We start from the raw sequence: 22,049 nt of genomic DNA, 5'->3' as shown, positions 1-22,049 counted from the left end.
ACGGTCAGCCGTACCCTGCGGCGCGGCCAGCCGGAAGCGCGCTCCGGGCGCGACCGCCCAGCCGCCGCTGAAGCGGCGCACGAAAAACGCGAAAGCGTTTCACGATAAATGCGAAAACTCCATTCCCTCCGATAGATGAAACGGTTAAACACCCAAATCTGATAACTGAACGAAGTACAACGGAACGGTAATCCACGTGCTGCGCGCATTGAAGCGAAGGAATTCGCTACGCGAATTCATAAAGGTGCTGCGCACCTTTTATAAACCGCTGCGCGGTTTATAAGTATTCACGCTGCGCGTGAATTGGGTTACCGCTGCGCGATAACCCATGACCGCCCTCCGCTGCGCTCCGTGCGGGGTCGTCCGCTGCGCTCCCTCCCACCGGCTCCGCCGGGCAGCGAATGGGCGGGGTGAGGGTGCATCACTGCTGGTCTGTGTAGGATCCCGAGGAAAAAGCCACCCCTGAATGGTGACAGCACGTCATCCCAGGAGGGTGCCGGCCTCCCGGGCGATGAGTGCGGATTCCGCTGCGCTCCACCCGCGCCTGACACCCCTTCATGCACGCCTTGGATCGTAGTTACGTGAATGAGTTACCTGAAGCCTGCCGCCTACGGGCACTGTTGCGCTAGGGTGGTATCCAGATATAACGGATGCCGATACCCGCATCATGTATCACTGATGTGCTGTGTAGCATCCCGAACCGATCACTACCCCCTCTGAGGGGTGCTCGTCTCTTCTCGGATTCCGGAGATCAGATATGCCGAGTGCAGAGAAATTCGCGCTGCGACCTCATCAGGTTGAGGCGGTTGACGCTGTCGTGCGTGGCCTTGATATCCCGCCGGGCAACCGCGTTCCGGATGATGGTCTGCGGGCCACTGTGGTGGCAGCGTGCGGTACGGGGAAGACGCTTATCGCTGCGCATTCCGCGCTGCGACTGGCCCGCCACGGGCGGGTACTCGTCTTGCTGCCCACCCTGGATCTGCTGACGCAGACGGTGCGGGAATGGCGGGCAGCCGGCCACAACGGGCCCGCGGTCGCGGTGTGCTCGCTGCAAGACGACCCGCACCTGTGGGACCTCAAGGTCCGGTCCACGACCAGTCCTCCGCAGCTAGCGCTGTGGCACGGGCGGGGGCCGGTGACGGTGTACGCCACCTACGCCTCACTGCCCGTCCTGGCAGAAGCCCACGAAGGCACCTACGGGCTCCCCATGGACGTCTTCGACCTGGTGGTCGTCGACGAAGCCCACCGAACCAGCGGGTCGATGGGGAAGGCATGGGCTGCCATCCACGACCAGGACGTCATCCCCGCCATGCGCCGGCTCTACATGACCGCCACCCCCCGCATCTGGAAGGAACGCCCACCCCGCCCCGCATGGACAGAGCAGCAGGCCGGCTTCGAGAACATGCGGGATCCGTTGCCGCAGGAGCTGGCCTGTTCCATGGACGACCCGGAAATCTTCGGGCCCGTCGTGTACGAGCTGTCACTGGCGTCGGCGGTGTCCCGGGGTCTTCTGGCCAGGTATCAGATCGTGGTGGTGGAACTCACCGACCCCGTCGTCACCCCGGCAAAGCTGTCCGGTCCGCAGAAACGGGACGAGGACGTCCGCGGGCAACGCATGGGCGCCCTCCAGGCCGCACTCCTGGAAACCATGGCCGAACACCAGCTGCAGACCACCATCACCTTCCACCACCGCACCGTCGAGGCCTCCGCGTTCGCGGAGGGGCTGGGGCGGGTCGCGAAGCGGCTGCACGCCGCCGACCCAGGACGGTATCCGGAGCGGGTGTGGGCGGACTGGCTGTGCGGGGAGCACGAGCCCGACCACCGCCGCCAGATCCTCGGTGACTTCGGCCGCCGGACCGGGCGCGCCGTGCTCTCGAACTGCCGGGTCCTCGGCGAGGGCGTTGATATTCGGGCGGTGGATTCTGTTGCTCTGCTGGATCCGAAGGGGTCGGCTGTCGATATTGTCCAGGCGATCGGGCGTGCTTTGCGTCAGAAACCTGGTCAGGGGAAGATGGCGACGTTGATTGTTCCTGTCTTTCTTGCGCCCGGTGAAAAGCCGGAGGACATGTTCACGTCGGCTTCCTACCGCCCCTTGGTGAAGGTTCTGGAAGGACTTCGGGCGCACGATGAACGTGCCATCGAGATGCTCGCCACTCCGCAACAGGACCAGAAAGCGGTTGTTGATCCGTCGCCATACATCGGACCGGCACCCGCGGAGGGCGAGGAGGAGTCTCGGCTGCTGCTGCGCTTCGCCGCCCCGAGGGACCCCGTGATGATCGCGAAGTGGGTGCGGTTCAACGTCATCAGCACCGAGCGCCAGGACTGGCAGCGCGGCTACGACGCCGCGAGGCGGTACTTCGAACGCGTCGGGTCCCTAGAGGTGCCCTACGAACACGTGGAAGGGGCGTATCCGCTGGGCAGGTGGCTGTCCGATCAAAGGCGCGCCTACCGGGCCGGGACCATGCCCTCTACCCGGGCCACCGAACTCGAGGAACTCGGCATCGTGTGGGACACCGCCGACGCCGGCTTCGAAGAGAACCTCGCCGCCGCCCGCGCCTACTACAAGGCGGCCGGAACCCTGGCCGCCCCACGCCACGCCACCGCCCTGGACAAGCCCGTCGGCCAATGGCTGACCAACCTCCGCCGCCCCGGAGGTCTCGGGAAGGACGACGAGCGGGCTCGAAGGCGCGCGGAGCAGTTGGCCGCGGTCGACCCGGACTGGAATCCCCGGCTGCTGGGCTGGACCGTGGACTGGCAGCGGCACTATGTGGGCCTGGCTGCCCTCCTGGAGGCTGGAAACGTGCTGGAGGACATTCAGCCAGGAGTGACATACCGCGGCGACGACATCGGACGCTGGACCACCCGGCAAGCGCGTGACTGGGCGCAGCTCAACGCCGAACAGCAGCAACGGCTGAGGGAACTGGGCGTGCAACCGCGAGCCGCTGTGCGAGGCCAGGAGACGGCAGCGCGGGCCGGGGCGAAGAACGGGGCCGGGAAGAGCTCCGAAGCCTTCCAGCGGGGCGTGGAAGCCCTGCGGCAGTACATCGCGCGGGAAGGGAAGACCACCGTCGGAAGGCAGCACATCGAAGAGCTACCCGACGGGACATCTATCCGCCTCGGCGTATTCCTCAGCAACCAGAAAAGCAGACGCGACCGGCTCACCAACCACCAACTCACCCAACTCGCCAGCTTGGGGCTGGAGTGGGCGACGTAGAGCGGAGCGGTGTTGAGAACCGGCTGAGGGCGGTGGTGTGGTCGAACTACGCTGATGGTCCTTTATCTGCTGGCTGTAGGGGGATGTCATGTTGGTCGAAGGACTCATCGCTGTCGCGGGCGCCGGGGGCGGTGCGGTGGTGCAAGCCGCGGGAACGGACGCGTGGAACGGCATCCGTGGCGGCTTTGCCCGGCTCTTCAGCCGCGGTGACGCCCGCCGTGAGCAGGCGGAGCTGGAACGGCTCGACCAGACCCGGGCGGTGCTCGAAGCCGCCCAGGAGGGTGAGGAGACGCAGCGGGTGCGGATCGCGCAGGTTGCCCGGTGGCAGACCCGCCTGGAGACGCTTCTGGAGGAGCTGCCGGAGGCCGAGCAGCAGCAGGTGGTGGCCGAGTTGCAGGCTCTGGTCGCGCAGACCGAGGGCGCCGGGCCAGCGGGAACTGTGCACAACGACTTCAGCCGGGCCACGTTCACGAACAGTCAGGTTCTGGGCAGCGGGTCCATGACGGTCACGAACAACTACGACAAGCAGTAGGGCTGGGGCATGGGGGGCAAGAGCGGCGCCAAGGGCAAGGCCAAGAAGGGCGCGAAGGGCCGCAAGGGTGGCACGGTCCCGAAGCAGAACCGGGTGCAGGGTGGAGGGGAGCAAGGCACCGGGGCGTGGAACGACTTCCGCGGTGCCGGGTTCGCAGGTAGTCAGGTGCTGGGGCAGGGCACCATGGCGGTGAAGACGTACGTGCAGCAGTACGCGCCGGTGCCCACAGCGCTGGACGCACTGCCGCAGCCGCCGGTGGGCTTCACCGGCCGCGATGAAGACCTCGCGTACATCCTGGGTGTGCTGGATCCCGATCGGCCTGATGGTGGGCCTGCGGTGGCTGTGTTGTCGGGGTGGGGCGGGGTCGGCAAGACCACTCTCGCCTACGCCGCCGGGCATGCCGCGCAGAAACAGGGCTGGTTCACCGGGGCGCTGCTGGTCGACCTGCGCGGCTACGACTCTCATCCCGCACAGGCCGAGGAGGCGCTGGAAGCACTGCTGCGGTCGCTCGGTGTGCGGCCCGAGCATCTCCCGCCCCCCGGTGCGGGACGGGAGGCGTTGTACCGGTCGCAGCTCAATGCGCGGCAGGAGGCGGGAGAGCGGTTGCTGGTGGTCGCCGACAACGCCTCCGCCGTCGCCCAGGTCCAGCCGCTGTTGCCGCCGGGGCACCACGGGATGCTTGTTACCTCGCGCCACAGTCTTCCCGGGGTCGGCCGGATGCGGACCGTCAACCGTCTGCAGCCAGAAGACGCCGTCGCCCTGCTGAAAGCAGCGCTGAAGAGCAACTACGCCGACGACGCACGGGTTGAGGAAAATCCAGGTGCGGCCGAGCGGGTGGCGTTGGCGTGCGGGTATCTGCCGTTGGCCCTGCAGATCACCGCGGCGCTCCTGGCCCAGGACCCTGCGCAGCCACTTTCCGAGCGCGCCGACGCGCTTGGCCAGGCGGAAAGCGTCCTGGACGGGCTGCACGACGGGGAACGCAGCCTGCGGACCATGTTCGACCAGTCCCTCGACCGGCTTGCCCCTCAGGAACAGGAACTGTTCCGCCTGCTGTCCATCAACCCGGGCCCCGACATCTCCTGCGCCGCCGCTGCTGTCCTGGCCAACCAATCACAGCCGGCAACCGAACGCCTTCTAGGGCGGCTGGCTGCCAGCCATCTCATCGAACGCGCCCCGGGGGTCCGCGGGCGCTGGCAGATGCATGACCTGCTCCGCGCCTACGCCCACGAGCAAGCCGAAGCTGCCATGGGCCGCGGTCGCGTCCCACGCCGCCGCTACGACCAGGCACAGGCCCGGCTCATCGACCACTACATTCAGCACGCTGAAGCAGCCAAGACTCACCTCCCACCTCCCAGCAGCCAAGTCTCGTCCCGGTTCACCGACCGAGATCAGGCGCTGGCCTGGTTCGACGCCGAACGCGAAAACCTCATCGCCACCGCCCACACCACCCCGCATGCCGGCCGCGCCCTCGGCTTCGCGCTCGGCCGCTATTTGGAATGGCGACGACATCTCCAAGACCACGTAGTGGTCCGTGCCCTCGCACTCGACGCCTGCATCATCCTCAATGACACCTCCAATGAACCCGGCGCCTGGAACAACCTCGGTGGCGCGCTCCAGGAACTCCGGCGCTTCGACGACGCACTCCACGCCCACGAAACCGCCCGCACCCTCTACCAACAGACCCGCAACCCCCTCGGCGAAGCCGGCGCCTGGAACAACCTCGGTGGCGCGCTCCAGGAACTCCGGCGCTTCGACGACGCACTCCACGCCCACGAAACCGCCCGCACCCTCTACCAACAGACCGGTAACACCCACGGCGAAGCCACCGCCTGGAACAACCATGGCCTCACGCTCCAAAAACTGCGCCGTTACAACGACGCACTCCACGCCCACCAAGCAGACCTCGACCATTGCCGACGGACAGGCGACGCCCACAACGAAGCCATCGCCTGGAACAACCTCGGCACCACACTGCAAGGACTCCGGCGCTTCGACGACGCACTCCACGCCCACGAAACCGCCCGCACCCTCTACCAACAGACCGGAGACACCTACGGCGAAGCCGACGCCTGGAACAACCTCGGCCTCGTACTTCAAGAGCTCCGCCGCTTCGACGACGCACTCCACGCCCACGAAACCGCCCGCACCCTCTACCAACAGACCGGAGACACCAACAGCAAAGCCATCAGCTGGAACAACCTCGGCACCACGCTCCGGGAACTGCGCCGCTTCGACGACGCACTCGACGCCCACGAAACCGCCCGCACCCTCTACCAACAGACCGGTAACACCAACGGGGAAGCCACCGCCTGGAACAACCTCGGCACCACGCTCCGGGAACTGCGCCGCTTCGACGACGCACTCGACGCCCACGAAACCGCCCGCACCCTCCACCAACAGACCGAAGACACCCACAGCGAAGCCACCGCCTGGAACAACCTCGGCACGGTATTCCGGGGCCTAGGCCGCTTCGAAGAGGCCCTTGCTGCTGGTCAGCAGGCTGTGGCCATGCTGGCTGAGGCGCGGGACTGGTTCCGTACGGGTGAGGCCTGGGGCGAGCTGGCCACGACCTTGGCCACCGCTGGCGCCGACACGGACCGAGTACGCGAAGCGTGGGTTGAGTCTGCCACCGCGTACAGCCGGGCTGGAGCTGATGAGGAAGCCGTTGCTTCACGCGCCCACGCAGGCAACGCGAGAGCCATGGCGGAGCACCTGCCCGCGGGCGGGTGTCTGGGAACCGAGGAGCAGCCGTCTTCGGAACCCGACTGATCGGGTGTGGAGGGGCACTGCTGGCTCGCCTGCTACGGACGCGACCTCGCGCGTCCCGTCTGTGCCCCGCCGTGGCCGTTCGCCTCCGCGAGTGTGGGTCACCATTGACGGGCGGGTAGCTGTCTGGCCCGGAGGCCACCTCAACGGAGAAAGCCGAAGAGGCCGTTTTTCCTGGCTTCCTCCCGTCCTTCGGCCTCCTCAGAGGTCACGGCCTCGGCTGGTTCCCGTTCGCGGTTCTTGATGCTGGTGCAGACGCTGCAGGCGCCACCCGGGGGCCTGGTCTCCCAGTCGTCGTCGGGTAGGACTTCGCGGCCGCAGGTCGGGCACGGCCACGCGGCGGCCTTCCGCCGGCGCACGGTCTCCTCGCGCTCCTGGCGCTCGTGTTGCTCCTGGGCGTTGTGTTCGGTGCGGCGTTGTTCCTCGCGGTCCTGGTAGGCGCGGTGGTCGTCGGGGTTGTCGAGAGCGTGCTCGAGGGATTCCCAGGTGGGGTGTCCGTAGCGCCACCAGGCGGGTCCGTGGGGGCCGTGGTGTTGGAGGCGGGTCAGGGTGGTGGTGAGGACGGGGATGGTGCGGGTGTAGTCGCGGTAGCCGTCCGTGGAGTCGCGGTCGTAGATGCTGCCGTTGTGCCAGTGGCCTTTCCAGCAGGCGGTGGACAGGTCGCGGATGGCTTTCATGCGGTTCATGGCGGTCTCGGGGCTGACGTTCTTCGCGAAGACCAGGGCCAGGGGCGGGTAGCCGGCGCGGGGGGAGTCGTCCCACAGTGTCGACCAGAACGGCACGTCCTTGCCCCGGTGGTCCTTGGTGGTGCGTTGGAAGAACCGGCGGTAGTTCTCGATCTTCCGTGCGACGACGGCGGCGGGCTCGGTGTGGTTGTCTACCTCGACGAACAGCACCGGCACCCCGTCCTCCGGCGCGGTGAGTACCGCGTCCGCGCGCAGACTTCCCCGCGCCGGTGTCGTGAACGTGCCCGAGACCGGCAAGGCCACCTCGGTCTCCCACCCACGCAGATGCCCCAAACCCTGGGGGCGTGTCGGCAGTACCCGGGCCTGGACGGGCACCGAGCCGGCCGGGGTGCGGCGGGCGACGGGCTTGGTAGGCAGGGGCGGGGACTGGCGGAACGCGTCGATCGTGTCCGTCACCGCGAGGGCGTGCGGGGCGCCGGCCTTCGCCGCGTCACGGGCGGTGCCGCCCATCTCCCGCACCGGACGCCCCACCTCCGTGGCGGCCGAGGCGAGGCCGGCCGTGGTCAGGTTCCACAGATCCCGCCACACCGGCCTCCCGGACTCTGTGACGAACGAGGTGCGGCCGACCGACTCCACCAGGCCGACCGACCGCAGGTCCTTGCACGCGTTCCGGACCGTCTGCACATCCGCCGTCCCTGGCAGCACCAACTGGCGCAGCTGCTCCGCGGTCGCGACCTTCACGACCCCGAGTGCCAGGAGCACCAGGCCCCGGTTCTTGCCTGTCGACTTGTACGGCCACGCACTCGCCCCACCCATCCCGGCCACTCCCCTTCCCTCGCCCAGTGCCTGTGCACTGGTCGCACCCCTTCGCGGGTCAGCACGGGCTGCCCGCGGCCCGCGCCGCCGCGACCACCGTCCGAACCCGTTCCCCGCCCAACAACAGCGGGGAAGAGGGTCGTCGGCGCGCTCGGCGAGTCCCGAAACGGGCACTGACCTGCGCGAGAACCAGGCACGCCAGCCATGGTCACTGTAGGGAAGAGTGTAGGGGCAACCGTAGGGGGATCTGTAGGGGAAACCGTGAGGTAGCGCTGCATCCTGCTGCACCTGCAGGAGGCCCGCGCGGGTCCAGGTGTGGTGCCCTCGGCAGAGCGGCTGCCTATGCCAGATGAGGGACAACTTGGTCTTCGTCCGTCACCTCGTAAAGGTCTATCCGCAGCACGCGGCGGACATGGAGCGGGACTCGTTCAGCGGCTTTTGCGGAAGACGTCGGTACGACCAGGGCGTACCGGGTGGTCGTGGTCTGGGCGGTCATTCGGCGCAGGAGTTGGCCGTATGCGATGTCGGCGTCGACGCCCTTTTCGCTGGTGCGGCCCTTGGCCTCGCAGATCAGGCGTTCCTCGCCGCGTACTGCTTCGATGTCCGTCCAGCGATCGGTGGGTGTGACCAGCACCCACTCTTCGGCGAGCAGCCAGCGCCGGAACGCGGCGGTGACGCGGTCTTCGTCGCTGGTCCGGGCGAGGAGCTTGCGTACCGTCGCCAGGTCGGTGTCCCGGTTTCGCCGCAGGCGGCCCCCGCGGTCGGCGTCGAGGTCTGCGGGCCGGATCACCACGAGTCTCAGTCCGTGCGCTGGGATCTGGCTGCCGCGGCGGGCGTCGTATAGAGCACGTTGTTCACCGCGGTGCACGCCGCTGACGGTAAGTCGGTTTGGCTTGTCGAAGTGCGCAACCGGCCGGTCGTGCTGGATCTCCCGGTACTCGACCACCATGCGGCGGCCGGGCCAGAAGGCGTCGACCGGCAGCTTGGCCCGCCGGCCGCTTGTCCCAGGGTCCCCCAGGAGCCAGTCGAACGTGTGCTGCGTGAGCGCCGTCTCCTCGAGGGCCTCGTTGCACAAGCCGACCACGTACGCCTCATCGCTGTCGTCCCTGCTCATGCCTGGGAATGATGGCACCTGCTCCGGACACTGGCTTCGGAATCGGTCACGCAGATGTCGGGTGGTTGGTGGAAACCGAATTGCAGTATCCCGAGGGGCGGGCGGCGGCCACTGCATGATCGTGACATGTCGAATCCTGCTTCCTTCCGTGACCAGTCCAACTGGGGCGCCGGACCGGCAGGGCTCCGGTACCGGAGCCCTGCCGGTGGGATGAACGCCAAGACGTGACCGGGGTCGCTGCCGGTTAAGGCTCGGGGCGGTGGCCGCCTACTCCCCATGAGGGACCACACCGTCAAAAGCTGGCCGGGGTTGCTGCAGGGCAGCGTCGGGCGGCGGCCAGGAGCGTGCTGACGACCGCTGGTTCGGTGCCGGTCACAGTGGCGATCTTGTCGATGCTCAGGCGCAGTTCTTCGTGGAGGAGCAGTGTCTCCTCTGCTGCGGTCAGCGTGCGGCCGCTGCGGCGGGCGACGGCCCGTGTGTGGCGTTGCCAGGCCCAGGCCGCAGGGTCGGGTTCGCTGACGACGGAGGTCCAGTTGCTGGCGACGAGGTCGAAGAGGTGGGAGACCGCTATCTGGGCCTCCTCCGGGGCCAGGCAGGCCGCGGCGTAGGCGCGGTAGGCGGGGCGGTGCAGGTCGTAGAACGCGTAGAAGGCGTTGATGAGGACGGTGGGCGGGGCTGGCTTCATGATCTTTCTCTGATCGGTTGTGGTCAGCCGAACGCGCCGGCAGAGAAGGTGGATGTAGCTGTGGAGGTGGAGGTGCTGTCGCCGGGCTCGACGGTGGAGCGAGCGTTGCGCCACATCGGCCATGTGATCTCCGGCAGGCTCTGGAAGGCAATGGTGAGCTGGCGGACAACCTGCCATTGCGGAACACCGGGGCCCTCGAATGCCTGACGCACCTCGGCCTTGATGATGGTGCGCTGGACGGAGTTGACGATCCGTGTGTCGCTGGGAGATCCGGCGGCGTAGTGCAGGGCGCGGAGGTAGGAGCGCATGGCCCGGACGGGTTCGTCGGCGGGGGTCTGTAGGCCGGTGGCGACTGCCCATAGGGGTTTGACCAGGTCGAGATTGCCGGCGCACTTGTCGACGATCATGTTCATGTGTTGCAGGGAAATGTCCCGCTCGCCGGAGAGCATGCGCGAGACGTAGGAGGCGTCGATGTTCATGTGCCGGGCGAGGGCGCTCTGAGGGAGTCGGGACTGCTTCCACATGCGGGTCATGGCGCAGGCCAGACGCTGGCGGGGCTGGCGCAGCAGGTCCTTCGTGGTGGGCACGGTTGCTGCGGTGGTGGTGAGGGACGCTCGCAGAGGGCGGGTGCGGGTGGCCAGGTTACGGTCGATGGTCTGGGGGTCGTATTTCTTGCGGATCCGGTCCTCGGTGAGATTGAGCTCGGGGGCGAGATCGCTGAGCGGTTTGCCCTGGGACCTCTGGCGCACGACGATGCCGCCGGTTGCCTGTTGTGCGAGGGAGGTGACCGTGTTGACGAGGTGGAGCAGTTCGGGGGCGGTAGCGGTGTTGTCGGAGGCGCGGTGGATGAGCGCGTCGGCGACGATGACGATGTCTTCGGCGATGTCGCGTACGCGCTCGGTGCAGCGGCCGGCCCGGTCGGCATCGACGGCGGGCCCTTTGCGCGTCGGCTGTTGGGGGCCGGGGTGCGAACGGATGGACATGGTGGGTCTCTTTCGGGGTGCGGGGGCGGGTATCTGTACCCGCCGGCTCTGTCGGCGCGGGGAGGATTTGGCCTGACGGCCGTGTGACGGGGACCTGGGGCCCGTCACACGGCCGTCAGGTCAGCGGCGGCGTACCCATTGGCGGACCAGCAACGATCCGTGAGAAGCCGTCAGGAAAAGCGCCAGAAAGGGCAGCACCCCGGGCGCGGCAAAGCCCGGGATCATCAGCAGGGGCAGACACAGCACGACGATGAGCAGACTTCCGCGGACCGTGACAGCTGTGACATCCCATTGCGGTGTTTGAACCATGCCCGGAGCAGGGATGATACGTTCGCGACTCAGTTTTCGCGTAGGTGCAGACGCACGTGCGGGGAGACGAGATCGACGTCGGTTGGACACGAGGGGATTCCCTTCCTTCAGGGTGTCAGACAGGCGTTGAGGAGCAGCAAGAGACCCCGGTGAGGCGACCAACCAGTAGCCGGGGTCTTTGCATGCCCGGCGAAAACCGGGAATCGGACTGTACTACCAAGCGCATCCGCCTGGTGCCGGAAAGTAGCGCCGTGGGCATGGGTACCCGCCGCCGACTCGCGGATCGGCCGGTTAAGCACTGTGGCACCAAAGGGTTGACGACCGGTCAAATACCGCCACCCGAAACGGGCAACAGGCTTAAATACCCTGTAATCGGCACCCGCGGAGTGCGCCCGCGTGGGCCCCGCCACCCCCCGCGCCACCACCGCGCTCCCTCTCTACCCACCCCCGAAAGCCGCCGAACTTGTCAAGGAATCCCTGAGGGCCGAGCACGCCGCTAACTCGAACGGGTGAACGCCTGGTCGCTCCCCGCCAGTCGACAGGCGGCGGCCGGACGGATCTCGCTGACCCCTGTCAGCGAATGCGCAGCCTTCTTCCAGCATCAGTTGCTGTCAGCCACATAGACCTTCTCGCCCAGCATGAGGGGCGCGTCGGCCGGCCCTTTGATGTAGGGGCCGCGCCAGATGAGGCGGTGTTCCTGAGCCGAGGGGTACCACTGCCGCACCTTGTGCATACGCACGGGCCACCGGTGGCGGTAAGTCCGCACCTCTTTGCCCTGGCCGGCTTCTGAGGTCCGTTGGGCCGGGATCTGCCGGGCCAGGCGTACCACTCGGATGTCAGGGTCATGGGGGTGGCCTGTTGACTGGGGGCCTTGGGGTGCGGGGGGCGGGGAGGTTGTGGTGGTGATGCCTTGGGCGACGAGGCGCCAGAATGCGAACATGTAGCGGCACGCGAAGTCGTCGTCATGGTCTTCCACACGCCCGCCGGACCACTCGCCGATGTCGGCGACCGGCTCGGAGCGCCAGGCGGATGCTTGTGTGAGTGCGGCCTGGAGTTCCTTGTGCTTTTGCGTCAGCAGTTCGGTGGACGGCTCGCTGGGGTGGGTTCCGGGGCGGTCGCCGCGCATCCCGTACGTACCGTCGGGAACGAGCCGGGGCAGGGGGTGGCCGGCGGCGCGGGCCTGGGCCACCGCGGCGCGCCAGTCGTCCGTCTGTACCGGGCCGTCGCGGTCCATGAAGGTGCTGATGCGGACGCCCGCGTACTGGGCGGTGGGGTGTATCTGGTGCTGGGTCGTGAACTGCCAGCCGTAGGCGAGGGTGTCGGACTGTGATCCGGTGCGGTTCACGCACACGACGGGCTCGGGCAGGACGAGCATGCCGGTGGGGGTGACGACGTCCCGGTCGCGTGAGAGCAGGGTGAGGTCGCCGGGCTCGAGGGTGGCAGCGGCCGCCATCACCGCGGCGTGAGCAGAGGGCGAGATGACCGTCAGCTCAGCTGATCGCAGGACGCGCACGTCCTGATCCAGTTGCCATGTCGCGGCCGCGTCCGGACCGGACGGCCATGGTGGGCGCATACCGAGCTTGCCCAGGATCATCGAACAGGCCAGCTCCCACGCGGAGCCCTCAGGTGCGTCACTGTTGAGGAGCACCCGGTACATGTCACTGAGCACGTTGTTGATGTTCGAGCTGACCATGACGCGCACCCAGGGGTTTCCCGGCAGAAACCTCAGCGTGTCCGACCGTATCGCTGACGCCTTCACCGCCGCCCTGGTGGCGGTCCACTCGCCCTGGTGGTCCCGGTCGCGTGCCTTCTTGCCCCGGCTAGCCCGCCCCACCGCTGCCCCCCTCCGTCAACTCCGGAAGATCTACCCACCCCCACCGCACCGACACCTCACCCAAAGCTCTCTGTAGTCGCTCGAACCCATCCCGTGAGTCAACGAACCGCGGCACGCACCCGACGGGCCCGCCCCCTTCGGGCGGCAGGGCTGTCCGGGTGAGCACTGCATGACGGGTCGGCGTGCCCTCACATCCATTATTCGAACAGGCGTACCATTCAAGGGTGCCGACGTACGACTTTCCCCAGGACCTGCGCGACGCCCAGCTCGCCCTCCACCGCACCCGTGCCGAAATGGAGAAATACGCCCTGACCTTGCCGTGGTCGGCTGAGCCGATGCCCGGCTGGGAGGCCGACAAGCAGCTGCACTCCGACTACCGCCCCACCAAGCCGGACAGCCCCGGCTACACCGACGAGCAGCACGAGCAGGTCGCGGCGTACAGGGCCGAACTGCTGCAGCTGAGCACCACCGTGATGACGCACCCCTACTGGAAAGGGCTGAGCGAGAACGTGGTCGCGGCCCGGACCGCGCTGCAGCATGTCCATGAGCAGCCGGTCGGCGAAGCGGACTGAGAGCGATGCCCGGCGCCGGCTCTGGTGCGATATCCAGCCTCGACAAGTGGCGGGCGACGCGCGAGTACCTCGCGTGGCAGCTGCGGTGCGCAGACCAAAGAGTGCGCGAGCTCGAAGCCGCGGAGGAACAGGAGCGCCGGCAGGCTGAGCAGGCGCGGGCGCGCGAGTCATGGAAGATCCAGCCGCAGCGCTCGCACGAGGCCGCGCTCCTGCACCGCGGGGACTGCTCCCTCTACAAGAGCGCCTTCGGCTTCATCAGCCACACGGACGCGCTCATCGCTCTGGACGAGCCGGATGTCGAGCCCTGCCAGATCTGCATGCCCGAGAGCGGACTCCCTCCTGCATGATTCCCCTCAGCTGCCCGGCACCCGGGGCCGCGGGGCGACGGCCCTCGGCCGCGTGTTGACCGGCGACTCAGCTCAGTTCACCCGACTGAAGGTGAAGGCCCGCAGTTGCGTGCCGTCGGGCGAGTCTGCCCATTGCACGTGCATGGTGTCGTCCTGGGGGCGGGTCATGACGCGACTGGGGGTTTGTGTGCAGAAGCCTTCGGGTTGGGACGCGGTGACGGTCTCCGGCCCGAAGACCAGCGTGTCACCGCCGGAAGCAAGGATGGAGAAGCCTTCGCAGTGGTGGGCGTCTCCGTCCCAGGTGAACGTGGCACGCGCCTTCCCCAAGGCACCCTGCCGGATGGTCATGCGCACCGAGGAGGTCGGGTCGTTCCCATCCTGGGCCCACCATGTGCCGACGTAGGGGGCGGGCACGGCCCGGTCCGGGGAGGAAGCGCGGTGCAGGGTGACAGTGATCCCGTCCGACTTCCAGGTGAGGCCGGCGTCCCCGTGGGTGCGCAGGGTGATGTCTCCGGCCGGGGTGCACAGGTGTGTGGGGGTGGCGGTGGTCGTTCTGGGTGCGATGACCAGCAAGGTGCCGGTGGAGCGGAGGGTTCCTTCTGCCTGGCACAGGGAGGTTCTCGACTGGGTCATGATGTCGGCGATCTCGGTTCCCACCAGGCCTTCACGCAGCACGATCCTGCGTAGTGAAGGGGCTTGTTCGCCGGGTTCGGTGAATTCGCCTTCCCAGGCGCCGACGTAGGTGTCGGGGACGGAGGAGGTGCTCCGGGTCTTGAGGGCGGACGGAGAAGGGGAGGGGCTGCGGGCGGGCGGGGTGGCGGAGGGTCCACGGGAAGTGGTGGTCGAAGAGCTCGGAGTCGGGCTCGGGGATGAGCGCGGCAGCGCAGCAGTTGTTTCGGGGGTCTTGTCCTGGGCTGCTGTGCGTGCGGGCTCGTGGTTGGGCAGGCCGAGTGTGGTGACGAGTACGGCTGCGGTGACTACCGCGGTGAGTGCCACGGCCGTGACCGCGACTTTGGCGGTGCGCCACCGTGTCGACCCGTCCCGGGCCTGTGCTGCGTCCGGACCTGTGGGCGCTCCGCTACTGGGCAGGGCGAGGAGTGTGTCGGTGTCGTACATCGTGGTGGGGGTGCCCGATAGGCGGGCAATGAGGGTGCGGGCCGCGGTGTGCTGCTCAGTCAGCGTGGCGCGCGAGACGAGGAGGATCGCGGCCGCGCCCCGTGAGGCCGCGGAATCACGGACGGGCAGGGCGTGATCGTCGCCGCTGTCCTCGGAGTACGCCGGGCTCTGTGCGGTATCGGCTTCGGAGCGGGGCAGGGATGCGGCTGCATCGTTCCGTACCCGGGTGAGCGCGGTGTGCACCAGGCGGACCTGGAGCAGGCTGCTCTCGGCTTCGCGGAGATCGTTGGCCGCCTGGTTGATGTCTCCGGCTCCCTGGGGCATTGATGCCGCTGAGGGGGCGGCGGTGGCGGTGGGAGGGGTGAGCTGTATCTGCAGGCCCGCGATGACGCCGAGAAGGATGTGGATGAGCCGCTCGGCGTCCTGCAGGGTTGTTGTGGCCTGGTCGAGGGTTTCCTCGGGTGCCACCGGCCGGCTGACGGCTTCCGGCTCCGCGGGGGCGGCGGGTTGTTGAGCTGCGACCGCCTGGGCGTGCAGGTCCCGGGCCGTTGCCAACAGCTGGGTGCGGGAGCGTTCGTCGTGTGCCAAGTCGTGCACCAGGCGTTCGAGCACGTGCAGATGGATGGTCTTGGTTCCTGAGCGGTACTCGCCCCAGAGCGTCTTGCTTCCCGCGCTCTTGTACCGGTCGGCGAGGTCGCGGACCGTCAGGCCCTTGGTGAGGTTGCGCAGGAAGAGGGCCAGTGCGTTGGCCTGCTCGTTGTGCCCTTTGGGCCCGCCCTGTGGGCGCCCGGCCTTCACCACTGTGGATCCCCCGTAGTTGTCCGTTGTCCGCGTTGTCCGCCGCTTGCGCGTGTCCCATCTGCACGTATCCAGCAGGGCAGTTGAGGACAATCAGACCAGGTCACACCGTGAGAGCTCCAGCACTTCCCGGACAAACTCTGGAGCATCTCGTGACCCGTGCGTATAAGAGGGGCCATGGCCGGTCCCGCCCCCGTGCCGGCAGAGCGCCGACGTTCCTGCGGCGTGTGGGCGTCGTCCTGGCCGGTGCGCTGACTGCCGGAATCCTGTCCGCGTTTCCCGCCCTGGCTGACGACGGTGCCCCGGCAGCCGGCGCGCCCGTCGCCCTGGGCGTGGTGGCGGCGACCGGGGACGACCAGCTCTTCGCGCTCGCCGCGGACCACTCGGCCGTCTACCGGTGGAACGGAGAGGGAAGCGACTGGACCAAGGTCGGCGGCCCCGCCGAGACCCTGCACGCGGGAGGCGCCGGGCTGTTCGCTACCGCACCGGATACCGGCAAGGTCTTCAAGTACGAGGGAACGCCGGACGCCTGGTCACCGATCGGTGAGGCAGGTGCGGACTTCGCCGTCACCGGCGACCGCCTCTACGCGCTGAATCCCGACCGCACAGCGGTCTACGAATGGGCAGGCACTGGCAGCGACTGGACCAAGGTCGGCGGGCCCGCCAAGGACCTCGAGGCAGGAGGAGCCGGGCTCTTCGCCACCGGCCCTGACGGCAAGGTCTTCAAGTACGAGGGAACCCCCGAAACCTGGACACAGATCGGTGAACCCGGCGCCGCCTTCGCCGTCACCGGCGACCGCCTCTACGGCATCGCCGCCGACCGCACGGCCGTCTTCGAATGGACCGGGCACGGCACCGACTGGAGCCGGGTCGGCGGCCCCGTCCAGGACCTCTACGCCGGCGGTGCCGGTCTCTTCGCGACCGACCCTGTCACGGGGCAGCTCAGCAAGTACGGCGGGCAGCCCGACGCCTGGACGAAGGCCGGCGAACCCGGTGTCGGCTTCACGGTCAGCGACACCCACCTCTACGGCATCGCCACCACCCACACCGAGGTCCTGCGATGGGACAACGCCGGCACCGGATGGACCCCCCTCGGCGCACCCACGACCGCGCCGGCCCCTCCCCCGGCCCAGGAGACACCGACGGCACCCGCTCCGCCGCAGCCGCAGGAGACCACCCCCGTCGCCCCGGCGCCGCAGGAGACAGTTCCCGCCCCGGCGGAGGAGGCTGAAGCCACGGAAGAACCGGCCGAACCGGCCGAAGACGTGGCACCCGACCCGGACAAGGACGCTCAACGCGACATTACCCCGGCGCCGGTACAGGCCACCGGGCCGTCCGACACCCTGGACGAGAACGGCGTCCGCATGGCCGTCACCGCACAGGACGACCTCTACACCCTCACCGCCGACAAGAGCGCTGTCTGGAAGCGCGGCAGCGACGGCTGGTCGCCCCTCAGCGGCGCCGCGAACGCCGTCTACGCCGGCCGCGCGGGCGTCTTCATGACCAAAGACGGCGGCGAACAGATCCAAAAGCACAACGCCGCCACCAGCACCTGGGACCCTATCGGCGGCTCGACCGGCCAGTTCGCCGTCACCGGCGACCACCTCTACCGGCGGGTCCCCGACGGCATCGGGGAATGGGACGGCGACACCTGGACCGCGATCGGCGGACCCGCGCGGAACATCTACGCCGGGCATGCCGGCCTCTTCGCGACCAACCCCGACACCGGCGACCTCTACAAGTACAACGGCAAGCCCGGCAAGTGGACCCGGATCGGCGGCCCCGGCGCCCAGTTCGCCGTCGGCCACGACCGCATCTACGGCATCAACCCCGACCACACGGCCGTCTACGAATGGGCCGGGAAGGGATCCGGCTGGAACAGGATCGGCGGGCCCGCCAAGAACATCTACGCCGGCGGCGCCGGGCTCTTCGCGACCAATCCCGACACTGGAAACATCCACCAGTACAACAACACCCCCGACGCGTGGACCGAGATCGGCGGCCCCGGCGCCACATTCACCGTCAGCGACACCCAGCTCTACGGCCTCTCCCCCGACCTCACCACCGCCTACCGCTGGAACGGAACCGGCAGTGACTGGACCCGGCTCGGCGGAGCCGCCGACATCGCCCAACAGGCACAGGACGAGAAGCTCCTGGCCGCGAACTGCGAGACCGGCCGCGACTGCGTCCAGGAATACCGCGACGCCAAGAGACTCCTGGAGACCAGCCTCACCGACTGGCTCAAGGACAACGGCGGCCAGATCCTCATCGACACCTTCGGCGTCACAGCCACCCTGGAATGCGTCGAGGACCACGATCTGAGCAGTTGCCTCGAAGTAGCCGCCGACGCCGGCACCACCCTCCTCGGTATCGGAGCAGTCAAAAAGAGCTACAAGATCGGCAGGTCAGTCAAGCGGGTCGCCACAAAGCTGCCCGAGTTCCGGGAGAAGACGAAGCAGGCACGCGACACCTACGACCTGCTCCGTAAGACCATTGATGAGGCACGAAAACTCAATGACACACAGGGCGAGCGGGGCCAGGACAAGACCAAGCCGCAGGACGACAGCGAACGGCTGAGGTACGGAACCTGCCTGAAGGACGGTAAGGGATGGCGTCGATACGGTGAGCGAGACGCCGTCCACGGCAACCGGGCCACGGGAGCGTACGCCTGTCTCAATAAGGCCTTCGTCAAGCGGAACCCCGGCAGCGACGTCACAGCCGAGACGAGGCCGCCCGGCTACAAGTGGGCCACCCGGTACGCCCGTTACCTGAAGCTCGCGCCCAGGAGCGTCATCAACAACTGCCATCTACTCGGAGCGGACCTCAGCGGCGAGGGCGACAAGTTGGAGAACCTGGCCACTTGCTCCCGACAGGCCAACTTCCATACCGCTGAGGAGAACGGCCGCCTGCCGTACAACATGTACACCTTCGAGGATCGGGTCAGTAAGGCAATCAAAGATGACCAGACAGTCGAGTACACCGTGCAGCCACAGTACGAGGGGCCACGTACCGTCCCCGTCTCCTTCAAGATGAAGGCCCGCGGTGTCAAGGAAGACGGCAGCGAAGGCCTGAGCTTCGACGAGATCATCCCCAATTCCGTGTACAGCCTCGCGTTGAAAGAGTGGCGGAGTCTCGGCACCGTCACCTACCCGGACGTGCCCATCCCTGTAGGGAGCATGGAGTGAACCAAGCGTACGGACGGGGTTCGGTAGCCGCGCTGACGCAAGTCCTCGCTCCTACCTTCGGCGCAGACGAGGGCATCGACTGGGAACTGCTCTCAGCGCGATGGAAAACTCGGTTCCCTGGCGACTACATCGCCTTCATGCGGACTTTCGGTGCTGGAGGGATGAGCGATTCTCTCGAGATACTGCGCCCCTTGTCGCCCTCGGACGGCATCGCCGACGGTATGAGTAGCGCAACAGCCGATGCTCGGGACCAGTGGCCGCCGACCACAGCACCGGCCAGCGCCCCGGCCAATGCGAACGCTGGAGACGCGGTGATCGCGTGGGGGGTGACTCCAGCGGCCGACACGCTCTGCTGGCTGACGTCGGGCGCCGACCCAGATCTGTGGCCTGTCGCGGTGCTGCGAGCCAGCCTCGACGCCCCCTGGACCGTGTACCCGATGGGCATGGCGGAGTTCCTGCATCGCCTGATCTTGGGTGACCTCGACCGCTGCCCACTCGGGGAGGCCACCCTGTGGGCGGCCGGCACCGGTCGGTTCCTCCACTGGCGCGAAGAAGAACGCCGCCTGCAAAAGGGGATCGACCCCTGGACCGTCCAACCTGACCCCTTGGACAACATCGAATTCGACGGGCCCTAGCGCGGTCAGCTACCGCATGTACGTCTCAGGACTGCTCGCCCGGGTGGACTCGTCGGCACAGCGGGACGCCCCGCCCGAACGTCCGGGGCAGATCGACTGATTTGCTCACAAGTCATGTCGCCGTAGGGCGGTTCGTCATACAGATGCGCTACAGAAGGGAGGTGACCTAGTAATGTTTGGCCACATGAGCATCCCCACCCCGAGGGGTGAGCGAGAGAAGCTAATTACTGCTCTCACCCCTCAGCTGCGCAGACACCTCAAGATCCGTGCTTTCGAGCACGGAATGGACATCCAGGACGCAACCGAGCACGCCATCAACGCCTGGTACTCGGCAGACAACCTCCCAGAGATCAGGACCGACGGCGCGAAGACCTGGGGCACCTTCCTCCCCGTCGGAGGCCCGGACACGTTCAAGGCCGCCTGCTCGGAACGCGGCGTCACCTACGTCCAGGGCCTGGCACAGGCCTTGACGCTGTGGCTCGACAACCACCCCTCCCCCAGCAGCCCTTTGGTGGCTCAGCCGGTGGTGCGGGTGATAGTGGCGAACCAGAAGGGCGGCGTCGGGAAGACGTTCATCTCGTCCGGCATCGCCCAGGCCCTCGCGGAGGCCGGCCACCGCGTTCTGATCGTCGACTACGACCCCCAGGGGCACCTCACCGCGGAACTCGGCTTCGAGGACGTCATGTACGAGGACGACGTCGAAACCCTCCTCATGCACATGGACGGCACAGCCAAGGGCCACGTCGGCGAGCTTCTGGTCGCCCTGGACCAGAAGCGCTTCGGTGAGCGGCTCCATCTCCTGCCAGCGTCCGACGACGCGTTTCTCCGGGACGTCGCGCTTTCGAAGGTCTCTTTTAGCGAGGCAGCGTTGGAGCGCGCGCTGGAGCCGCTGGAGGCCGACTACGACGTCATCATCATCGACGGTCCGCCCAGCCTCGGCCTGAACATGGACACGGCTCTTTACTACGTGCGTCGGCGCGACGGTGAACTCGCCGACCGGTCGGGGGTCATCACCCCGGTGTGGGCGAACAAGGCGTCGCACAGGGCCTTCCGTCTGCTTAAGAGTCAGAAGGAAGATCTCTGCCGCAAGGGCCGGATCCAGGTGGACTACCTCGGTCTCGTCGTCAACGCCTACGACAGCCGTCGCGGCAAGCTCGTTCAGGAGAACAAAGACCAGTGGGAGCTGAGCAGCTCCCCTGGTGTCCTGGCTGTGATCGGTGATCTCAAGGAGGGACGCGAGGCGGCTGACGGGGAGATCCCGCTGCTGGAGTACGCGCCCAACAGTGAACACGCGCAGGCGATGCGCGACCTCGCGAAGGAGCTCGCAGTATGACTCCCCCTCAGCCGCGGGTCACCCGCGGCTTCAGTATGGCCGAGGACGGTCAGGACTCCGGTAAGCCCGCTCCTCGCCGGGTCAGGACCCGCCAGCAGATCATCAACGGCGAGGGCAAACGACCGCCGGCCTCTGTTCCTCTTGCGGAGCTCGCGCACAACCCATTCAACCCGCGTGATGAGCTCACCGAAATCGCCGAGACCGCGGACTCGTTGAAGGAGCGGGGGCAGCTCCAGCCCGTCGCGGTCGTCCGGCGGGCGGCATTCCTCGCTGTTCACCCCGGCCATGACGGGGAGATCGGTGAGGCCGAGTACGTCGTCATCGACGGCAACCGGCGTCTGGCGGCCGCCAGTGCCGCCGGGTTGCCGGAGCTCCGCATCGATGTCAACGACGACCTGGCCGCCAGCGCGGAGGATCTGCTCGAGAGCGCGCTGATCGCAAACGTGCACCGGATCGACGTCCCGCCGCTGGATCAGGCGAAGGCCATCCAGGAGCTGCTCGGCAAGCACGGAAGCCAGGAGAAGGTGGCCAAGCGGCTTGGGAAGTCGGGGGCGTGGGTGTCACAGCGGCTGGCGCTGCTCGGGCTGTCCGAGGAGCTGCAGAAGAAGGTCGAGGCCGGCAAGCTCAAGGTCAAGGACGGGCGCCGGATCGGCCGGCTTCCCGCTGATCAGCAGCAGAGCGAGGCCGCCGTAGCCCTTAACCGGGTTAAGGGCCCGCGGAAACCGAGGCAGAACGCGGTCTCCCGCGAGGACGAACCGGCGCCGTCCCCGATCCCTCCGCAGAGTCCCGGACCGGCTGCACCCGTGGCACCGGCCTCAGAAAGCATTAACCCGGTTAAGGGTGAGCAAGGACCTGCTGCCACTCCGTCGCTCCCCTGGGAGGACCCGGTGTGGTTCGACGCCCAGCTCCGGGCGCACATGTCGCACGAGCACCGGGAGGAACTGGTGCTGCTACTCATGGCTGACGGCTGACGGTCCCACCTTCAGACATCGCGCAGCCCCTGCTAAGGCGTCAGCTAGGAAGGTCGTGTCGGAACCGCCCACAAGGACAGAGGCTGTCGCGGGCCGGAACGCAGAAGAGGCCCTGCTCGCCCTCCGACTGGAGAGGGAGCAGGGCCTTCGCAG

The 22,049-nt window shown here is 67.6% G+C and carries 16 protein-coding genes; 9 read left to right on the top strand and 7 right to left on the bottom strand.

Features of this window, described 5'->3' with window-relative positions; genetic code table 11:
* The first annotated feature begins 757 nt into the window (after positions 1-757).
* The 3 genes from OG521_39885 to OG521_39875 all read left to right on the top strand — a co-directional run bounded on the left by OG521_39885 (position 758) and on the right by OG521_39875 (position 6,515).
* A complete protein-coding gene (locus tag OG521_39885) occupies positions 758-3,214 on the top strand; it encodes a Helicase associated domain protein (protein ID WUW27013.1) in 2,457 nt (818 codons plus the stop codon).
* 88 nt (positions 3,215-3,302) lie between these two features.
* Entirely contained in the window at positions 3,303-3,746 is a 444-nt protein-coding gene (locus OG521_39880) for a hypothetical protein (GenBank protein WUW27012.1), read from the top strand.
* A gap of 9 nt (positions 3,747-3,755) precedes the next feature.
* A complete protein-coding gene (locus OG521_39875; protein WUW27011.1) occupies positions 3,756-6,515 on the top strand; it encodes a tetratricopeptide repeat protein in 2,760 nt (919 codons plus the stop codon).
* Between the two features lie 140 nt (positions 6,516-6,655).
* Here OG521_39875 and OG521_39870 read toward each other — a convergent pair whose 3' ends face one another.
* The 6 genes from OG521_39870 to OG521_39845 all read right to left on the bottom strand — a co-directional run bounded on the left by OG521_39870 (position 6,656) and on the right by OG521_39845 (position 12,939).
* Positions 6,656-8,014, bottom strand: coding sequence for a replication-relaxation family protein (locus OG521_39870; GenBank protein ID WUW27010.1), 1,359 nt, complete (start codon positions 8,012-8,014; stop codon positions 6,656-6,658).
* A gap of 340 nt (positions 8,015-8,354) precedes the next feature.
* Positions 8,355-9,128, bottom strand: coding sequence for a hypothetical protein (locus OG521_39865; GenBank protein ID WUW27009.1), 774 nt, complete (start codon positions 9,126-9,128; stop codon positions 8,355-8,357).
* 292 nt (positions 9,129-9,420) lie between these two features.
* Positions 9,421-9,813 (bottom strand): hypothetical protein, encoded by a 393-nt coding sequence (locus OG521_39860; protein ID WUW27008.1) that lies wholly within the window; start codon positions 9,811-9,813, stop codon positions 9,421-9,423.
* Between the two features lie 23 nt (positions 9,814-9,836).
* Complete coding sequence (locus OG521_39855) at positions 9,837-10,796, bottom strand: helix-turn-helix domain-containing protein (protein WUW27007.1); 960 nt, start codon at positions 10,794-10,796, stop codon at positions 9,837-9,839.
* Between the two features lie 120 nt (positions 10,797-10,916).
* Entirely contained in the window at positions 10,917-11,105 is a 189-nt protein-coding gene (locus tag OG521_39850; GenBank protein WUW27006.1) for a hypothetical protein, read from the bottom strand.
* Positions 11,106-11,706: 601 nt separating this feature from the next.
* A complete protein-coding gene (locus tag OG521_39845; GenBank protein WUW27005.1) occupies positions 11,707-12,939 on the bottom strand; it encodes a hypothetical protein in 1,233 nt (410 codons plus the stop codon).
* 224 nt (positions 12,940-13,163) lie between these two features.
* On the opposite strand from OG521_39845, the gene OG521_39840 reads away from it, so the two are divergent.
* Complete coding sequence (locus OG521_39840) at positions 13,164-13,511, top strand: hypothetical protein (GenBank protein ID WUW27004.1); 348 nt, start codon at positions 13,164-13,166, stop codon at positions 13,509-13,511.
* A 101-nt stretch (positions 13,512-13,612) separates the two neighbouring features.
* The gene (locus OG521_39835; protein WUW27003.1) at positions 13,613-13,858 is read left to right on the top strand and encodes a DUF6233 domain-containing protein; all 246 of its coding nucleotides are present in this window, start codon (positions 13,613-13,615) and stop codon (positions 13,856-13,858) included.
* A 72-nt stretch (positions 13,859-13,930) separates the two neighbouring features.
* Here the strand turns inward: OG521_39835 and OG521_39830 are convergent, their stop codons facing one another.
* Positions 13,931-15,772: a hypothetical protein gene (locus tag OG521_39830; GenBank protein ID WUW27002.1), complete on the bottom strand. Its 1,842-nt coding sequence runs from the start codon at positions 15,770-15,772 to the stop codon at positions 13,931-13,933.
* A 227-nt stretch (positions 15,773-15,999) separates the two neighbouring features.
* On the opposite strand from OG521_39830, the gene OG521_39825 reads away from it, so the two are divergent.
* The 4 genes from OG521_39825 to OG521_39810 all read left to right on the top strand — a co-directional run bounded on the left by OG521_39825 (position 16,000) and on the right by OG521_39810 (position 21,896).
* A complete protein-coding gene (locus tag OG521_39825; protein WUW27001.1) occupies positions 16,000-18,957 on the top strand; it encodes a DNA/RNA non-specific endonuclease in 2,958 nt (985 codons plus the stop codon).
* Complete coding sequence (locus tag OG521_39820) at positions 18,954-19,592, top strand: SMI1/KNR4 family protein (GenBank protein ID WUW27000.1); 639 nt, start codon at positions 18,954-18,956, stop codon at positions 19,590-19,592. Before OG521_39825 ends, OG521_39820 begins: the two co-directional genes overlap by 4 nt.
* 184 nt (positions 19,593-19,776) lie before the next feature.
* Complete coding sequence (locus OG521_39815; protein ID WUW26999.1) at positions 19,777-20,925, top strand: ParA family protein; 1,149 nt, start codon at positions 19,777-19,779, stop codon at positions 20,923-20,925.
* A complete protein-coding gene (locus tag OG521_39810) occupies positions 20,922-21,896 on the top strand; it encodes a ParB/RepB/Spo0J family partition protein (GenBank protein WUW26998.1) in 975 nt (324 codons plus the stop codon). Before OG521_39815 ends, OG521_39810 begins: the two co-directional genes overlap by 4 nt.
* The last annotated feature ends 153 nt before the right edge of the window (positions 21,897-22,049 follow it).

It is taken from the genome of Streptomyces sp. NBC_01463 (assembly GCA_036227345.1).
In the GTDB taxonomy this organism is placed as follows: Bacteria; Actinomycetota; Actinomycetes; order Streptomycetales; family Streptomycetaceae; genus Streptomyces.
The sequence above is the reverse complement of the archived record's forward strand: the minus strand, read 5'-3'. Positions and strand labels throughout refer to the sequence as shown.

What these genes read in the sequence shown, in the direction of transcription:
- OG521_39885 (WUW27013.1), top strand. Translation starts at nt 758, where the DNA reads ATGCCGAGTGCAGAGAAATTCGCGCTGCGACCTCATCAGGTTGAGGCG.
- OG521_39880 (WUW27012.1), top strand. Translation starts at nt 3,303, where the DNA reads ATGTTGGTCGAAGGACTCATCGCTGTCGCGGGCGCCGGGGGCGGTGCG.
- OG521_39875 (WUW27011.1), top strand. Translation starts at nt 3,756, where the DNA reads ATGGGGGGCAAGAGCGGCGCCAAGGGCAAGGCCAAGAAGGGCGCGAAG.
- OG521_39870 (WUW27010.1), bottom strand. Translation starts at nt 8,014, where the DNA reads ATGGGTGGGGCGAGTGCGTGGCCGTACAAGTCGACAGGCAAGAACCGG.
- OG521_39865 (WUW27009.1), bottom strand. Translation starts at nt 9,128, where the DNA reads ATGAGCAGGGACGACAGCGATGAGGCGTACGTGGTCGGCTTGTGCAAC.
- OG521_39860 (WUW27008.1), bottom strand. Translation starts at nt 9,813, where the DNA reads ATGAAGCCAGCCCCGCCCACCGTCCTCATCAACGCCTTCTACGCGTTC.
- OG521_39855 (WUW27007.1), bottom strand. Translation starts at nt 10,796, where the DNA reads ATGTCCATCCGTTCGCACCCCGGCCCCCAACAGCCGACGCGCAAAGGG.
- OG521_39850 (WUW27006.1), bottom strand. Translation starts at nt 11,105, where the DNA reads ATGGTTCAAACACCGCAATGGGATGTCACAGCTGTCACGGTCCGCGGA.
- OG521_39815 (WUW26999.1), top strand. Translation starts at nt 19,777, where the DNA reads ATGAGCATCCCCACCCCGAGGGGTGAGCGAGAGAAGCTAATTACTGCT.
- OG521_39810 (WUW26998.1), top strand. Translation starts at nt 20,922, where the DNA reads ATGACTCCCCCTCAGCCGCGGGTCACCCGCGGCTTCAGTATGGCCGAG.